Annotated in this window: 12 protein-coding genes and 1 tRNA gene; 4 read left to right on the forward strand and 9 right to left on the reverse strand. The window is 55.6% G+C overall.

Annotation, left to right across the window (positions count from 1 at the left end; all coding sequences use genetic code 11):
- The first annotated feature begins 106 nt into the window (after positions 1-106).
- On the forward strand, positions 107-637 hold the full coding sequence (locus K325_RS0117755; protein ID WP_029655605.1) for a 2,4'-dihydroxyacetophenone dioxygenase family protein: 531 nt from the start codon (positions 107-109) through the stop codon (positions 635-637).
- A gap of 88 nt (positions 638-725) precedes the next feature.
- On the opposite strand, the gene K325_RS0117760 is transcribed toward K325_RS0117755, so the two are convergent.
- The 6 genes from K325_RS0117760 to K325_RS0117785 form a co-directional block, all read right to left on the reverse strand.
- A complete protein-coding gene (locus K325_RS0117760; protein ID WP_029655606.1) occupies positions 726-1,400 on the reverse strand; it encodes a hypothetical protein in 675 nt (224 codons plus the stop codon).
- A 165-nt stretch (positions 1,401-1,565) separates the two neighbouring features.
- Positions 1,566-2,645 carry a zinc-binding dehydrogenase gene (locus K325_RS0117765; RefSeq protein WP_029655607.1) on the reverse strand — a complete coding sequence of 360 codons (1,080 nt, stop codon included), beginning with the start codon at positions 2,643-2,645 and terminating at the stop codon, positions 1,566-1,568.
- 35 nt (positions 2,646-2,680) lie between these two features.
- Positions 2,681-3,694, reverse strand: a complete 1,014-nt coding sequence (locus tag K325_RS0117770; RefSeq protein ID WP_029655608.1) for an NAD-dependent epimerase/dehydratase family protein — start codon at positions 3,692-3,694, stop codon at positions 2,681-2,683.
- A 248-nt stretch (positions 3,695-3,942) separates the two neighbouring features.
- Positions 3,943-4,019, reverse strand: a tRNA-Arg gene (locus K325_RS0117775).
- A 165-nt stretch (positions 4,020-4,184) separates the two neighbouring features.
- On the reverse strand, positions 4,185-7,025 hold the full coding sequence (locus tag K325_RS0117780) for an insulinase family protein (RefSeq protein ID WP_029655609.1): 2,841 nt from the start codon (positions 7,023-7,025) through the stop codon (positions 4,185-4,187).
- A gap of 47 nt (positions 7,026-7,072) precedes the next feature.
- Entirely contained in the window at positions 7,073-7,465 is a 393-nt protein-coding gene (locus tag K325_RS0117785; protein ID WP_228128491.1) for a hypothetical protein, read from the reverse strand.
- Positions 7,466-7,746: 281 nt separating this feature from the next.
- On the opposite strand from K325_RS0117785, the gene K325_RS0117790 reads away from it, so the two are divergent.
- Positions 7,747-9,732 (forward strand): SDR family oxidoreductase, encoded by a 1,986-nt coding sequence (locus K325_RS0117790; RefSeq protein WP_029655611.1) that lies wholly within the window; start codon positions 7,747-7,749, stop codon positions 9,730-9,732.
- A gap of 62 nt (positions 9,733-9,794) precedes the next feature.
- On the opposite strand, the gene rnt is transcribed toward K325_RS0117790, so the two are convergent.
- Complete coding sequence (gene rnt, locus K325_RS0117795) at positions 9,795-10,460, reverse strand: ribonuclease T (protein WP_206557407.1); 666 nt, start codon at positions 10,458-10,460, stop codon at positions 9,795-9,797.
- A 36-nt stretch (positions 10,461-10,496) separates the two neighbouring features.
- Positions 10,497-11,528 (reverse strand): dihydroorotase, encoded by a 1,032-nt coding sequence (pyrC, locus tag K325_RS0117800; RefSeq protein WP_029655613.1) that lies wholly within the window; start codon positions 11,526-11,528, stop codon positions 10,497-10,499.
- 158 nt (positions 11,529-11,686) lie between these two features.
- On the opposite strand from pyrC, the gene K325_RS0117805 reads away from it, so the two are divergent.
- Entirely contained in the window at positions 11,687-12,616 is a 930-nt protein-coding gene (locus K325_RS0117805; RefSeq protein ID WP_029655614.1) for a flagellar protein MotY, read from the forward strand.
- A gap of 11 nt (positions 12,617-12,627) precedes the next feature.
- On the opposite strand, the gene K325_RS0117810 is transcribed toward K325_RS0117805, so the two are convergent.
- Complete coding sequence (locus tag K325_RS0117810; RefSeq protein ID WP_029655615.1) at positions 12,628-13,554, reverse strand: histone deacetylase family protein; 927 nt, start codon at positions 13,552-13,554, stop codon at positions 12,628-12,630.
- A 203-nt stretch (positions 13,555-13,757) separates the two neighbouring features.
- On the opposite strand from K325_RS0117810, the gene K325_RS0117815 reads away from it, so the two are divergent.
- Positions 13,758-16,505 (forward strand): bifunctional acetate--CoA ligase family protein/GNAT family N-acetyltransferase, encoded by a 2,748-nt coding sequence (locus K325_RS0117815; RefSeq protein ID WP_029655616.1) that lies wholly within the window; start codon positions 13,758-13,760, stop codon positions 16,503-16,505.
- Positions 16,506-16,527 lie beyond the last annotated feature (22 nt).

Raw genomic sequence — 16,527 nt, forward strand, 5'->3', positions numbered from 1 at the left:
AATCTTAAGGCGTGTTTAGTCATGCGAAGAGGCGGAGGGAGGGCGACTATGGAAAAAGGCATTGCGACGCCTACGTTAAAACAAAACCAATTAAGAGAGGTTGCTTATGACTACTCCAAATCAGGTGTTCGATCATCACGAACTGTTATACATCAGTTCCAAGAACCAGCCCGTGTACGAGGATGCCATGCCGGGTGTACCGGGTATTGATGTTCAGCCGCTGTTTCTCGATCCGCACAATGGGGTATGGGTGCTGAAGGTGTGGTTCCACCCGGGAGTAGTCCTGCCGCGCCATTACCACACCGGTACGGTTCACTTGTTCACGATTTCCGGCCATTGGGAGTACGTGGAATACCCCAACGACCCTCAGACCGATGGCTGCTACCTTTACGAGCCAGGCGGGTCGATTCACCAGTTCATGACGCCGGAAACCAATACCAAACCGACCGAGACGCTGATGGTTGTGCAGGGCGCCAACATCAACTTCGACAATGATGGAAACTACCTGGGCATCATGGATGCCAGTGACATCATGTGCATGCTGGATAATCTGATCCGTGAGCGTGGGCTGGAGCCAGCGAACTACATTACGCCGCCTCAGCCGGACCATAACGCTCGGGTTCGTAACCTGAAGTAAGGTGGTCAGGAGCAGGGCACCTTACCCCCGGAGAGACTTTGTCCCGGGGAGTAAGGCTGCCCTGTTGCCTTTAGTAATGCCCTGGTTGTCAGGGGGTTGCTTGGGGTAGCGTTTTATTCAGAGCCTTGACCAGTACTTTTGAAAAATTCCTTGCGCCGGCTCGTAATGAACCAGGGTCTACCGTGGCAGAATAGAGTCGCCAGACAGGTGCCCGTGTGCCTGTATCGTAGAGCGTCGATCGAATCACGTAGGTCAGAGACTCATCGGTATGGCCGGGTATGACGACCGTTCTCATGTAGGTTGTAGAAGCCAGAGGGCCGAGGGATGTGACTTCCGGCTGGTAGATAACCTGTTCCGGTATATAGCTGGTTTCTCTTTCCTTGCGTTCAAGGGATATCACCAGTACCCCATCAGATCCGGCGGCCTCCGCCGACGCGAAAATCAGGTTGCCAAGACTCCCGGGGTCCTCCCAGGGAAGGTCGCCATTCTCTCCTGAAATCCGCTGGCCCCCGAAACCTTCTTTAACGAGTTCATCCGTAAGCTGTTGCTCTATGATGCCGCGTGCGTCGGAGTTCTTCGTAACCGCAAAGACCAACAAATCCTGATAGGACTTTTCCACCCCCGGAACCGATTCAATCCGTTTTACTTCGGTCCCTGACGACGCACAGGCCGTGAGGACGATGGCCAGTAAGCAAAAAATTGCCCAGCGCGCCGGTGCTCGAGTGGCACCGGCCAATCGCTGAGTTGATTTGCAGAGCCTCATGAGGTGATCTCCTTGCATGTTGTTTTTTTGAAGAGGTTATCGATACAGAATAGACGGTTCACCAGATGCTGAGCCTGGCAGAATGAAGATTGCCTGGTACCATCAGGAATTATGGACGTAGATGAAGAAGCCGCTGAAACCAGCGGCTTTGCGCGTATCCGTATTTTATGCAGACGGTTTTACCAGAATTTTGACATCGTTTTCCGGTTTCCCCAGACAGTCGAAAGCGGCTTCGATTCCGTTCAGGTCTACGCTACCTGAAATCAGGGGGCCTGCCTCAAGCTCACCGTTGGCGAGGTAGTTCAGGGTCGCACCGAATTCTTCACCGCTATAGAAGCTGACAAAACGTATGTCGATCTCTTTCATAACGGGATAGGAAGGCATCATGGCGTCTTTCTCCATACACAGGCCCACCACCACCACCCGGGCACCATAGGGAGCCCCGGCACACACGTTCTGGATCAGCCCTGGTACACCGACACACTCAAAAATCAGGGACGGGCGCAGGTCCGCTCCGCCGAAGAGTGGTGAAATGGGGCCTGCTTCCTCGGGATTAGCGGTTTGAGCCGCGGCCTTCCAGCTGTCGTAGGGTGAGTGCTCGGCTGGATTAACAACCACATCCGCACCCATTTTACGGGCAAGGTCACGACGGGCTTTGGAAAAGTCCGAGGCCACAATGGGGCCGATCTTCATCATTTTCAGGACGGCAATGATGGCCAGGCCAATTGGCCCGCAGCCAATAACCAGCGGAACATGGTTTCTCGTCGGCTCGCCGCGGTTTACGGCGTGCAGAGCAACGGCCATGGGTTCCGTCAGTGAGGCCATCTCCGGGCTCAGACCATTGGGGACTTTCTTGGTAAGGCGGCTGTCCACCAGCATTTGTTCAGAGAAGCCTCCTGGGACGTCAGCTGAACTGAAGCCAATCATCGCCAGGCCATCGTCCCTCATCAGGAACGGCAGGGAGACAACCTGATCGCCAGCTTTAAATGGGGAGCCTTCTTTCGTTTCCAAAACCTCTCCGACAAATTCGTGGCCCATCAGAATGGGCTTGTCGGCATCAATGATTGTGCTGCCAACCACGTCTCGTGAGCTGTTGGCCAGCTCGTGGGTATGATGCCGGCAATGCAGGTCGGACCCGCAGATGCCGCACACCAGCGTTTTGATCAGCAGTTCATTCTCCCGTGGCTTCGGTTCTGGCAGATCCACAATCTTCATTTGGTTATTTTCGACAATAGCGCTACGCATAATGGCTTCTCCTGTTGAATTTGGCCGTTGTGTAATCAGGCAATTTCACCGATCTCGCGAAGCCAGGCTTCTGAACGGCGCAAACCTTCTTTCAGTTTCACTTTTGGCTCGAAACCCAGGTGTTTTCGAGCGTTCTCGATAGAAAAGCCACCCTTGCGCGCGAACATCAGCATGGTGTCTGGGCTGACTTCGTTATTGCGTTTGAACTTCCGGTTGAGCCACCAGATGGAGTGGGTGAGCTTGAGTGCGGCGGCGAGTGGAATACTGGGCGGATTGCCTTTTTTGCCAGCCCACTGCCAGTGGTTACGGAAAAAATCCCGGCAGGTGATGGGTTCGTCACCCCAGAGAATAAAGATCCGCCCGCTTCCTGCTGGCAATCCGGCGGCGAGTAGGGTGCCATCCACCAGGTCGTCGATGTAAACCGGAGTGAAAATACCCTGACCCTGATTCGGAAGAAGAAGTTGGCCTGCACGAGCCATTTTCAGGGGCTCCAGTAGCCAGGGGCGGGAGCCAGGCCCGTAGACATCACCCGGACGAATAATAGTGCAGTCGATCTCACCAGCAGCATGGGCTGCAAGAACAGCATGCTCGGAAGCGCCTTTGGCAACCCCATAGCGATAGTGTTCGCCGATCACGACGGGCGCGGTTTCATCGGCTCCGGGCTCGTAATTGTGCCCCATTGCTGCAATCGATGAGTAATGGACGAAGCGTTTTGCACCGCCCTGAATCGCTGCATCCAGAGCATTGCGCACGCCCACCAGAGACACGGTTGTATAGGCTTCCCAGTCTGCCGAGAGTGATACTAGGGACGCTGTGTTGATGAACAGGTCACAGCCTTCTGCGTGGGCTTGCCACTGCTGGGGTTTGGTGAGGTCTCCTGCGATCACGTCTCGTTCGGGATCGGCCTGGAGATCCATGCCCCGGACCTCGCAACCAAGATCTTTGTAACGATCAAACAGCGTCCTGCCAATAAATCCATTGGCACCGGTAATGAAAACACGATGGGGGAGCGACGGCTTCTCACCGTGGTTTCCGATAGGCAAAGACATGGGCGTTTCCTCGAATTCTTATTGAACTTATCGTTCCATAATCGCCCAGAACGCCAGATTAGTGATTTGCATTTCACGACAATAGTCTTACCGAGTCCGCCAATGTGAAGGCGATCAGGCACTGATTGAGAGTTTTGATCGTGTTGAGATCGGGGGTGGTTGGGAATTCCGAGGAACGAAATTATGCGAGACAGATGACTCGTCGCCAAAGGCGGTGTGTAAGAGCTGGATAAGAGTAGAAGAAAGAATGGTACCCCCGACAGGACTCGAACCTGTTACCTTCCCCTTAGGAGGGGGACGCTCTATCCAGATGAGCTACGGGGGCATTTCAGAAGAGGCGGTATGATAACGGCCTGAGCCAGCAGGCTCAAGGCTGCAATTCATCAATCATTCAATGGGGCTTGTTCTGGCCGGCCAAGGGAAGGCCCGGGCGTTGTGATCTTCGCCGGAGCGATAAAAATCGGCCCGGCAAAGATCGTGACCGAATGTGTCAGTGCGGCACGGGGGGCTGTTTCCTCAATTGTTGCAGCATTGTGTCCTCATTCACGTCGGCGCTGCCGGTGCTGACCATCAGCGCCTGCTGGCGATCGATCAGTGATTCCCTTAACGTGGCCTGCAGGTCTGCTAAAGAAACCTTTCGTATGGCTTCTGCCAGTGTTTCACGGCTGTTAAAGGCGGTGTTTTCCCGGTCGATTTCCCGCCAGTAGCGGCTGGAGACCTCACCCAGTTGCCGGTCCCTTTCCAGTAACTGGCTGATCACTGCCTGTTTTTCGCGGTTCAGTTGAGGCTCATCCAGGTTTGCCAGCCGTTGTTTGAAGGCTTGTGTGAACTCCTGTACGGCGGCGTCGATTGTTGCTGTATCGGCGGACGGAGACTGAACTACAAGCCCCAGTGCCGGGGTTTCCAGAATTTCAAACGCCGTGGCGTAGACGATATAGCCAAGCTGCCGGGTGGTCCGGATCTCCTCATAGAAAGGGCTGCTGATGATTTGCGCCAGCAGTCGATAGCGGGCCCGCTCGGCGTAGGACGTATCTTTGCCCTGAAGGTAGAGGGTGTAGCCCGTATCTGGATGATCAACCTCAAGATTTACCCGGGTCAGGTTCTCGGGGACCTGGCGGATGCGTGCCCGATTAACCTGGGTACGCTTGCGCTCATTCAGCACCAGAGCCTGAACCTGTCGGGCCATATTCAGCGTGCTGGCTTCGGTCAGGTTGCCATGAGCCAGCATGACCGGGTCGGTCTCTGACAGAAAGTCCCGGGCGAAGCGTTGCAGTTCTTCAAGCGTTATCTCGCGCGCAGAGGACAGGCGATCTTCAACCGGAAACGCACCCTCCAGCAGTGCCGTCTGCACAAATGCTGAGGTTTGCTGGACCGGTCGCTCTTTGGCTTGGTTCTCAAGCGCGTCGATCAGGTTCTGGCGGGCAATCCGGAATCGTTGCTCGGTGATGGTTGGAGCTGCGAACTCCATCAGAATCCGGTTGGCCAGCTTGTGCAGTTTGTCGCTGTAGCCGCCGACACGCAGGGTGACACCCCGTAGGTGGGGATACACGCTGTAGTCCAGGCCCGCCAGTCTGGCGGAGTATGCCCAGGCGTTCAGGTTGGTATTGATGGCATCCACGAGTAATCGGGTCAGTACCGAGTGGCGGGCGCTGTCACGGGCCATGGGGGTTCTGAGGCTGATGAACAGGTTTGCTTTTGGGGTCTCAAAGCGAGTGTCTCTGGCATACCAGATGTCCAGCCCGTCCAGATTGGCGATGCGTTCGGGATGCGCCATGGAGTTGCCCGGTACTAAGTCCAGGTTTTCCGGAACAAACGGGTTCGGGCCCGGGAGCGCGAGTTGCTGCGACAGTTCGGGTGAGGGCACGCTTTCAGCGTTAATCGCACGGCGTTGCCAGGGTGTTTCATACCACTGCGTGTGCTCTGCGTTCTCGGCTTCCAGCGAAGGGGCTGCCACCCAGACCTTCAGGTTGTTGGGCGTTAAACGGTCGAGAATGGCTCGGTACTGTTCTGGTGCGTAACGCTCCATCAGCCAGGGCGCACTCAGAATGTCCTCCGCCGGATAATCCTTCAGAAGTCTGGAGAGGCGCATGGCTTCGCTTTGGGGTTCGCCGCGCTCCCGAAACCGGAAGTCCATCATGGCCAGTTGTTGCATTTCATTGAAGCGTTGTTCGCGGATGCCTTCGTTGCGAATCTGGTCAATGTACTCAAAGGCAAGGGCGATGATTTCGTCTTGTCGCTTCAGTCCCTCGCGGGTCAGTGACATACTGATATCGAGAGTGGCGTGCTCACCAGTGTCCATCCCCGAGCCTGCAGAAAGGCTTTCAACCAGCCCCGCCCGTTTCAGCACATCAAACAGGCTGCCAGAGCCCTCGTGGCCAAGCAGGTTGGCAACGTAAGCCGCCGGCTTGGTCTTGTAATGGGGTTGCTGGGAGGGAATCGGGAAAGACAGAGTCATGCTGCGGTGGTCTTTGAGAGTCTCCGCCGTCACCTTCTCTGGCAGCCGGCTGGCATCATACAGGGGGTACGGGTGGCGTTTGGGCTCAAGATCACGGTTCTCAATAGCGCTGAAACGCTGCGTTACCATGGTTTCGAGATCGTTGAGAGATTGTGGGCCGTAGACGGCCAGAGTCATGACATTTGCCGAGTAATTGGCTTGCCAGAATTGAATCAGGTCAGGGCGCAGAGGGTTGTCTTGTGTATTTTCGAGCGTCTCAAGATTTCCGACAGCAAACTGACTGAAGGCGTGGTCCGGGTTGCCGGCGGCCTTACGTACGGAGAGCAGGCGGCGAGCATCCTCTTTGAGCTTGGAGCTGTATTCTGAATGTACAGCATTACGCTCACGATCAACCAGTTCCGGAGTGAACAACGGGTGGGAGAACTGCTGTGCAAAGCGATCCAGGGCTGGTTCCAGAAACGCCGCTTCAACGTCGAAGAAATAGTTGGTGTCTTCAAATGCCGTAAACGCATTGTGGCTGCCGCCGTGGCTGCGGATGAACTGCTGGTATTCACCGGCTTCCGGATACTTTTCTGTTCCGAGAAACAGCATGTGTTCGAGGAAATGGGCCAGCCCCTCCCGCTCTTTCGGATCATTTCCACTACCGACCGCCACGTTCAGGGAAGCTGCAGCTTTATCGGCGTCCGGATCGGATGCCAGTATTACCCGGAGGCCATTGTCGAGTTCAAGAAATCGGTACTGATTCGGATCGTTCGGGCTCTGGGTGGGTGACAGTGTTGCCGCTGCCACTGGCGCCAGCAGAATTGAAACAACGAGAAACAACGTGCGTAGTGGCAGGCTGTCCCATCGAACAGGTAACCGATGTATCGAAGTCATAGGTCCTCTGGATTCCTGAAGTGGCTTGGAGGTCGGAAAAGTCAGTGTCAGTGCATAAGGTTGTTATTTGCACTGTCAGGTTGTTGCTCGATGGTCTGGCGCGCGAGTGTGGCCGCCTGATCGGCATCGAGTTGGCCGGAGGCTATCCGTTCCAGCACGGTCGCCATGATGGCAACGGACTGACGATACTGGGCGAATTCAGCCTGGAAGGCCTGATCAATGGCCTGATAGACGGCCTGTATTTTTTCTTCTCTTGAACCATTGTCTGACGCGGTATCGTTGATTGCCTTCAGGCAGGCTCGGGCGATGGCAATGTAACGTTCGGTATTTGGATTGTCTTTCTGCATGGGGTTCTGTGAAACCTTGATCTCTGGACGGATGTGAGACGCCGTTATGCGCCGGAAGTTCCCGATTATGTCATTGGTGGGAACAGCTTGCATTGCCTGCCTGCAATTAACCCGGGGAATACGGTAGCAGGGATTTCTTGTGCTAATCTCAAACTCATTGTGTCAATAAACCGGACATGGTGCATGACGTAGCGTTGACGCTTGTAGAGTAAATACTCAAATTAAAACAAAGGGTTGAAGAGTAAAAGCTCTAAAAAACTTCAATACATGAAGAGTGCAATTACGTAGAATTGCCGACCGATGGAACCGGCTAAGACTTTAGTCTTAGTTGTGTCGGTAAAAGACAACAATACAAAAGGCAGAACGGAGTACCTATGAACTACTTCCTGACCGGCGGCACAGGCTTTATTGGTCGTTTTTTTGTGGAGAAACTGTTGGCACGGGGCGGCACAGTGTATGTGCTGGTTCGGGAACCCTCCCTGGGCAAACTGGAGCAGCTTCGTGAACGCTGGGGGGTTGACGACACCCGGGTTAAGGCGGTTATCGGAGACCTCACCAGCAAAAATCTCGGTCTTGATGCCAAGACGCTGAAGTCATTGAAAGGAACCATCGATCACGTCTTCCACCTTGCCGCTGTCTATGACATGGGGGCGGATGAAGAGTCTCAGGCGGCGACCAACATTGAGGGCACCCGGGCGGCGGTTCAGGCAGCCGAAGCCATGGAAGCAAAACACTTTCACCACGTGTCATCCATTGCAGCGGCGGGGTTGTTCAAGGGGATTTTCCGGGAGGATATGTTCGAGGAAGCCGAGAAGCTCGATCACCCCTATCTTCGGACCAAGCATGAGTCTGAGAAGGTTGTCCGTGAAGAGTGCAGGATTCCCTTCCGGATCTACCGTCCCGGTATGGTGATTGGTCATTCTCAGACCGGGGAAATGGATAAGGTGGACGGGCCTTATTATTTTTTCAAAATGATTCAGAAAATCCGCCATGCCTTGCCCCAGTGGGTACCAACCATTGGGATTGAAGGTGGGCGACTGAACATTGTGCCGGTGGACTTTGTGGTGAATGCTCTGGACCACATTGCCCATCTGGAAGGTGAAGACGGTAACTGCTTCCATCTGGTGGACTCTGACCCTTACAAAGTGGGCGAAATACTCAACATCTTCTGCGAAGCCGGCCATGCGCCCCGAATGGGGATGCGAATTGATTCGCGTATGTTCGGGTTCATTCCTCCGTTTATTCGTCAAAGCATCAAAAATCTGCCGCCGGTGAAGCGTATTACCAGCGCCGTGCTGGACGATATGGGTATTCCTCCTTCGGTGATGTCATTTATCAATTATCCGACCCGCTTTGATACCCGGGAGCTGGAGCGTGTGCTGAAGGGAACGGATATTGAGGTGCCGCGCCTGCCATCGTATGCGCCAGTGATCTGGGATTACTGGGAACGAAATCTGGACCCGGACCTGTTCAAGGATCGTACCCTCAGGGGCACCGTTGAAGGAAAGGTCTGTGTGGTGACCGGAGCGACCTCCGGCATTGGTCTGGCGACGGCGGAGAAGCTGGCGGAGGCGGGAGCCATTCTGGTGATTGGGGCACGGACGAGGGAAACGCTGGATGAAGTGGCAGCAGCCCTGGAAGCCAAAGGCGGTAACATTCACGCTTATCAGTGCGATTTTTCCGATATGGAGGATTGCGACCGTTTTGTAAAGACCGTGCTGGATAATCACGGCCATGTTGATGTTTTGGTTAATAATGCGGGTCGTTCGATTCGCCGGTCTTTGTCGCTGTCGTTCGACCGGTTCCACGATTTTGAGCGTACCATGCAGTTGAACTATTTCGGCTCAGTTCGTCTGATTATGGGGTTTGCCCCAGCCATGCTGGAGCGGCGTCGTGGGCATGTGATCAATATTTCTTCGATTGGAGTGCTGACGAACGCGCCGCGTTTCTCTGCGTACGTGGCGTCCAAGTCGGCGTTGGATGCGTTCAGCCGCTGTGCAGCTGCTGAATGGTCCGATCGTAATGTGACTTTCACGACCATCAATATGCCGTTGGTGAAAACGCCGATGATAGCACCGACGAAGATCTACGATTCCGTGCCAACGCTCACCCCGGATGAAGCCGCTCAGATGGTGGCTGATGCCATTGTGTACAGGCCCAAGCGTATCGCTACCCGGCTTGGAATTTTTGCCCAGGTTCTGCATGCGTTAGCACCGAAGATGGGGGAAATCATCATGAACACAGGTTATCGGATGTTCCCGGATTCCCCGGCGGCCGCTGGCAGTCAATCGGGTGAAAAGCCGAAAGTCTCGACGGAACAAGTAGCTTTTGCCGCGATCATGCGGGGAATCTACTGGTAAGCCGATGGGGCAAACATAAAAAAACCCGCGAGAGCGGGTTTTTTTATGGCCGATTCATATTTTCAGCCCTGGGGTTCACCGATAACTTCAATGGGGGGGGGCGGAAAACCACCCAGCTCCTGCCAGCGATTGACGATGCCACAGAACAGGTCCGCTGTTTTTTCTGCATCGTAGGCGGCCGAGTGCGCTTCCTTGTTGCTAAAGGGAATCCCTGCCAGTTTGCAGGCCTGGGCCAGTACGGTGTGGCCGTATGCAAGACCGGCCAACGTTGCGGTGTCGAAGGTCGAGAAAGGATGGAAGGGGTTGCGCTTGATATCGGCCCTCAGCGCGGCCGCAAACACGAAGTTGTGATCAAACGTAGCGTTATGGCCCACCAGAACGGCTCGTTTGCAGTCGTGCTCCTTCACTGCCTTGCGAATGGGGGAAAAAATCTCGCTCAGACCTTCCCGCTCTGGCACGGCTTCCCGTTCCGGGTTCCATGGGTCGATACCGGTAAAATCCAGGGCGGATTGCTCCAGGTTGGCACCTTCAAAGGGGTCGATCTGTTGAACGTGGGTCTCGCCGCGGCGCAGCCAGCCATCCTCATCCATCGTCAAAAGAACGGCTGCAATCTCCAGGAGAGCATCACGCTCGGGATTAAAGCCGGCAGTTTCCACATCGACCACCACGGGCAGAAAACCACGGAAGCGCTGGGACATGGGGTGGGGCAGTTTATTTTCGTCTGACACTCGAACTCCAATGTTCGTGGTGGTGAATGAATAAGGTTACGCCAGGCGCCAGTTAATGGTTTCGCCGGCCTTCAGTGGAACGATGTTGCCACTGGCCAGAGGCAGTTCTTCCGGCATGGTCCAGGGCTCGCGCACCAGGGTAATCGTGTCGCTGTTACGAGGCAGGCCGTAGAAGTCCGCACCGTTGAAACTGGCGAAGGCTTCGAGCTTGTCGAGAATCCCCAACTCCTCAAAGATATCGGCATACAAGCCGATGGCGCCATAGGCGGAATAGCAACCTGCACAGCCGCAGGCCGCTTCCTTTTTGTCCTTCGCATGAGGGGCAGAATCCGTGCCCAGGAAGAACCGGGAGTCGCCACTGGCGACGGCGGCCCTGAGTGCTTCCTGATGCTTATTGCGTTTCAGGATGGGCAGGCAGTACAGGTGGGGGCGAATGCCTCCGACCAGCATGTGATTGCGGTTATACATCAGATGCTGTGGTGTGAGAGTGGCGGCCAGATTGTTGCCTTCGTGATTCTGGACAAATTCCGCCGAGTCGGCAGTGGTGATGTGTTCCAGGACCACTTTTAATGACGGGAAAGCAGCCAGTGTGGGGGCAAGCACCCGCTCAAGGAAGACCTTTTCCCGGTCAAAAATATCGATCTCACTGTCGGTTACCTCACCGTGTACCAGCAACAACATGCCGCACTCGGCCATGGTCTCCAGAACAGGGTAGATGTTCCGGATATCGGTGACGCCAGACGCGGAGTTGGTGGTGGCGCCAGCGGGGTAAAGTTTTGCGGCGACGACGCCCGCCGCCTTTGCCTCACGAACGGTTTCCGGGGTGGTGCTTTCTGTCAGATAAAGCGTCATCAACGGTTGAAAGGCCGTTTCCGGAGAGGCTGCCAGAATTCTCTCGCGATACGACATGGCCGCCCTGGCATCTGTGACCGGGGGAACCAGGTTTGGCATGATGATCGCGCGACCGAAGCAAGCCGCGGTGGCGGGCACTACATCGTTGAGGATATCGCCGTCGCGCACATGAAGGTGCCAGTCGTCCGGGCGTGTGATCGTTATCTGTCGGGTCATGAGAGGGTATCCGCAAGCCAGAATAAAATTTTGCGGATTATATCAGAAGCAAAAAGCAGATGTTTTTAACCGTGAGGTTAGGAATCGGCCTCAAGTTTGCCGCCTGGTCGCCGTTAACTAACCAGTTCACTGGTTTAAACGCTCCACGGGGCATCCCTATGGTTTCTCCTTTTCGACTCTTCAGGCCGGGTAGCTTGTTGAAAACACTGGCGACAACAAGCCTTGTGTTTTTGCCGGCGATGCCTGCTCTGTCAGACAGTTACGGCGCTGGCATCGAGAACAGCCAATGGTACCTTTCGGAGTCTGTTTTCGAGTGTTCACTGGTTCATGAAGTGCCGGGATATGGCCGGGCCGTGCTGAGCCAGCGGGCCGGCGAAAGCCTTCGCTTCTATCTGGAATCCGAATTTGGGCTTATGAAACCGGGGCGTGGCCACCTGGTGGTGGAAGCGCCGCCCTGGCGCCCGGGGGTCGCACCAAGCCCCATTGGGGCCGTTCAGGTGTCCGGCGAAGTCCGTTCGGTGAACCTTGGCAACCGCGAGGCGTCTCTGATCGCTCAGGGTTTGTCCCGGGGCCTGCAGCCAACGGTCACCCGGGCTGCGATGTATGGCAGTCGGCCGGTTCGGGTTCAGATCTCCAATATTAATTTCTCCGGCCCATACTCGGGATATCGGGCCTGCGTGACAAACCTGTTGCCGGTGAACTACGACCAGATACAGCGCAGCAGGATACCGTTTGCCAGCGCCAGTACCAGCTTGTCACAGGCGGACCGGCAGTTGCTCGATAACATTGTCATGTACGTTATGGCTGATGCGACCGTGGAGAGGATTTTCGTGGATGGTCATTCTGACCGGATCGGGAGTCGGATCGATAACCGGGCGTTATCGGAAGAACGAGCTAATGCAGTGGCCGAGTACCTCAAGTCCCGGGGTATCGCAGAGAACATGCTGACTGTACGGGCTCATGGTGATCAGTACCCGGTGTCACGTCGCCCGGCCGATAACCGCCGGACCACCATACGTCTTCAGCGCCAGGGAGAGAGGCCGGAGCTGTTGCAGGCCAATGGTATGGGAGCAGAGTTCTCGGGGTAGTTAAACCGGTATCAATAGACGGCGTTCAATACGTCCAGGTGGGTTGCTACGCCCTCAGCCAGAGCCCTGAGGTGATACCCGCCTTCGAGCGTTGAGATGATGCGGTCATTCGAATGATCGTGAGCGATGCTGACCAGCATTTCGGTCAGCCAGCGGTAATCGTCGTTTTCCAGATTCATTTCGGCCATCGGGTCTAGACGGTGGCCATCAAAGCCAGCAGAGATCAGCACCAGTTGTGGGCGGAAATCCTGCAGTTTCTTCACCCATGCGTCTTCAACCGTTTTTCGGTATTCGACTGCGGAACAGTCAGCGGCCAGCGGTACGTTGACGATGTTGTCGGCTTGCCGGTGTACGTGCGAATGTGGGTAAAACGGGTGTTGAAAGCTGGAACACATCAGGATGCGCTCGTCCCCGCTGACGATATCTACGGTGCCATTGCCCTGGTGAACGTCGAAATCCACAATGGCCACACGTTCCAGATGGTGAAAGGTGAGGGCCCTCATTGCGGCCAGTGCAATGTTGTTATAAAAACAGAATCCCATCGATTTAGTGCGTTCTGCATGATGGCCTGGCGGCCGGGCGCACACAAATGCATTGGTCACCTGGCTGCTCATGACCATATCAACGGCCTGAACATTGCCGCCTGCAGCGAGCCTGGCGGCTCTCAGGGTATCTGGCATCATGGCGGTATCGGGGTCGGTGAAGACCCGCCCGCGGGTTGGTTGCATCAGGTCGAGCTGTTGCAGGTAACTTTCCGGGTGTACTGTCAGGAGTTGATCACGGGTGATTTCCTCAGGCCTGACCCAGTCCAGTTCCTGCTGCAGGTTGGTGTCGGCCAGGTAGGCGAGAATGCTGGAGAGGCGTTCCGGGCTTTCCGGATGTTCCGGGCCCATGTTGTGCTTCATGCAATCGTCGTGGGAAAAAAATGCCGTGGTCATGGATGATGCCTGAACCTGAATATGCTTATTATTCTCCCATGTTATCAGGGATAACCGAAGGCTGTCGTATTTCTTTCGTCTAATAAACACGAAGTCGATTTACATCATGTCATCGCCGCCTAAGATAAGGTATACACTGATAAGCAAACCGTTTTATTGTCGAATGTATATTCCTGCCGCGCAGACTACTGGGAGAGCCCGCGTTGAGTACCCGCTATCTGGAAAGCCTGTTTAACCCTGAATCCATCGTTGTCATCGGCGCCTCAGAGCGGGCCGATAACCTGGGGGGCATGGTACTTCGGAACCTGCTGGGTGGTGGCTACCCAGGGCGCATGGCGGTGGTGAACCGGAGTGATTACGAAAACGTTCATGGGGTGCCGTGTGTGCGCAAGGTGTCCCTGCTCGATTTCAGCCCGGATCTGGCGATTATCTGTACGCCCCCGTATACGGTTCCGAAGATGATTCGGAAACTCGGTGAATGCGGCGTGCGTACCGCCATTGTGATGACCGGGGGAATGTCGCGGACACACAGTAAAACCGGCCAGCCATTGATGTATTCCGTCCGGGATGCTGCGCGGGAGACCGGTATACGGGTGCTGGGGCCAAACACCATCGGTCTTATGGTGCCTGCCCGCCACCTGAACGCTACCTATGCCCATATGGGCGCAATTCCGGGCCGGGTGGCATTTGTCGGGCAGTCGGGAACGATTGCCAGTTCTGTGTTGGACTGGGCGTTTGCCAGGGGCGTGGGGTTTTCCTATTTCCTGACCCTGGGAGACGGCATGGACATTGATCACGATGATCTGATCGACTACCTGGCTCAGGATACCCAGACCCGAGCGATTCTGCTGCACATTGAGAACATTCCCAACCCTCGCCGGTTTATGTCAGCGGTCCGGGTAGCTTCACGAACCAAGCCGGTGATAGCGGTAAAATCCGGTCGCGTACCAGAATCAGAGTGGTTCACTCACGAGCTGCCGGCGGGTATCAAGCGCAGTGACCCGATTTACGATGCGATGCTTCAGCGGTCAGGTGTGCTTCGGGTCGATGGTTTGGGGCAGATGTTTGATGCGCTGGAAACGCTGACCAGGATGCGGCCGCTTCGGCGAGAGTCCCTAGCGATTATGGCCAACGGGGTAGGCCCGGGTGTGCTGGCGGTTGACCGGTTGTCAGACCTGGGTGGAGAGTTGGCGGATTTTTCAGATGAGACCGTTAAGGCCTTGGCGGAGTTGCTGCCTCCCTACTGGACGCGTCGGAACCCGATTGACCTGAACTATGATGCGACGCCGGAACTGTACGGTAAAGCCATCAAGATTCTGGCAAAAGACCCGAACGTGGCCAATGTTCTGGTTATGTACGCCCCCACATTGGTGGAAGACAGCTTACAGATTGCCGACGCGGTGGTTCAGGCGTCCAAGGGGACGCGCCTGAACATCTTTACCTGTTGGCTCGGCCAGAGCACGGTGATGGACTCTCGCGAGGAGTTTTACCGGGCCGGGTTACCCTCGTTCTTCAACCCGGAAAAAGCGGTGATGGCGTTCATGCAGCATGTACGGCATCAGCGTATACAGCGATTGCTGACGGAAACCCCGGAATCGTTTACCGACCATTTCGCTGACCGGGCCAACACCCGGAAGCTGGTCGCGCGGGCGCTTCGGGATGGTCGCCGGCATCTCTCCAACCGGGAAGCCCGGCGGGTTATCTGCGATTACGGCATCAACACCATCGATACGGTTTACTGTGACGATGTTGAAGAGGTGCTGGAAGTCTTTGCCGTTGAGCGGCGCCCTATTGATATCACCGTGATTCACGAGCAGGTGTGTTACCCGTTCCTGAACCTTAGCCCTACCCAACGCCGCTATAAGGGCACCGTCAAGAAGCTCAACAGCGAGCAGGCAATCATCGACAGTTGCCGCTTTCTGATGGAAGAATACCGTGAGCATTTCCCCAGAAGCGGGTTTCTTGGCTTTGCCGTCCAGCGCTCCTATCAGCATGTGGGCGGCATTGAGTTCAGTGTCGGTATTACCCGGGACGAGGTTTTTGGGCCGCTGGTGGTGTGCGGCGCCGCAGGTGCCCAGATCAACATTATGACGGACCGCCAGATTGCCTTGCCGCCGCTGAATATGGTTCTGGCACGTGAGTTGTTGCGGCGTACCTACATGTACAAGCTGCTCAAGGAACACAGCCTTAAACCGGAGGAGGATATCCGGGCGGTCTCAGAGACTCTGGTGACCCTGTCCCAGATTGTTATCGATATTCCTGAGATCAAGGGCCTTGAAATATCGCCGCTCCTGTTTAGTGAGCAGGGGGCGGTGGCGGTTAACATTGCCATAGATCTGGATGACCATCCGATCAAACCGATCATTCAGCCCTACCCAAGGGAGCTGGAAGAATGGCTGGTGCTGCCCAGATCGGGGCGACGGGTGATCATTCGGCCGGTGCTGGCAGAGGACGAGCCCGCCCACCGGCGTTTCCATGAATACCAGTCTCCGGAGTCTATTCGCTATCGCTTTTTCCAGTACCGTAAACACTTTTCCCGGGAAGACGTGGCTCAGATGGTCCAGATTGATTACGACCGGGAGATGGTGTTCATCGCCAATGCGCCACGGGAAGATGGCGAGGGCGATGAGACGTTGGGTACGGTTCGAACCTGGACCGACGCCGATAATCTGCGTTGCGAGTTCGCGGTTATGGTGGATGACCGGATGAAGGGTGAGGGCCTGGGTGTGGCCCTGATGCAGAAAATGATTGATTACTGCCGCGCTCGCGGAACCATGGAAATGGTGGGCAATGTATTGCCAGATAACCGGCCAATGCTGCAACTGGCGGAACACCTGGGTTTCGACATCAAGTACAACCAAGAGGAGGAAGTGATGGACTTGCGGCTGGTCCTGAATGAGCCTCAGAAAGACTGGCAGATAGAGCGCCTGGGGAAAGGGGGGCACCTGTAAGCCCCCCCCTTGATCCGTGGCT

Origin of the sequence: Marinobacter daepoensis DSM 16072, from assembly GCF_000421165.1 — a bacterium.
Classification (GTDB): Bacteria; Pseudomonadota; Gammaproteobacteria; order Pseudomonadales; family Oleiphilaceae; genus Marinobacter; species Marinobacter daepoensis.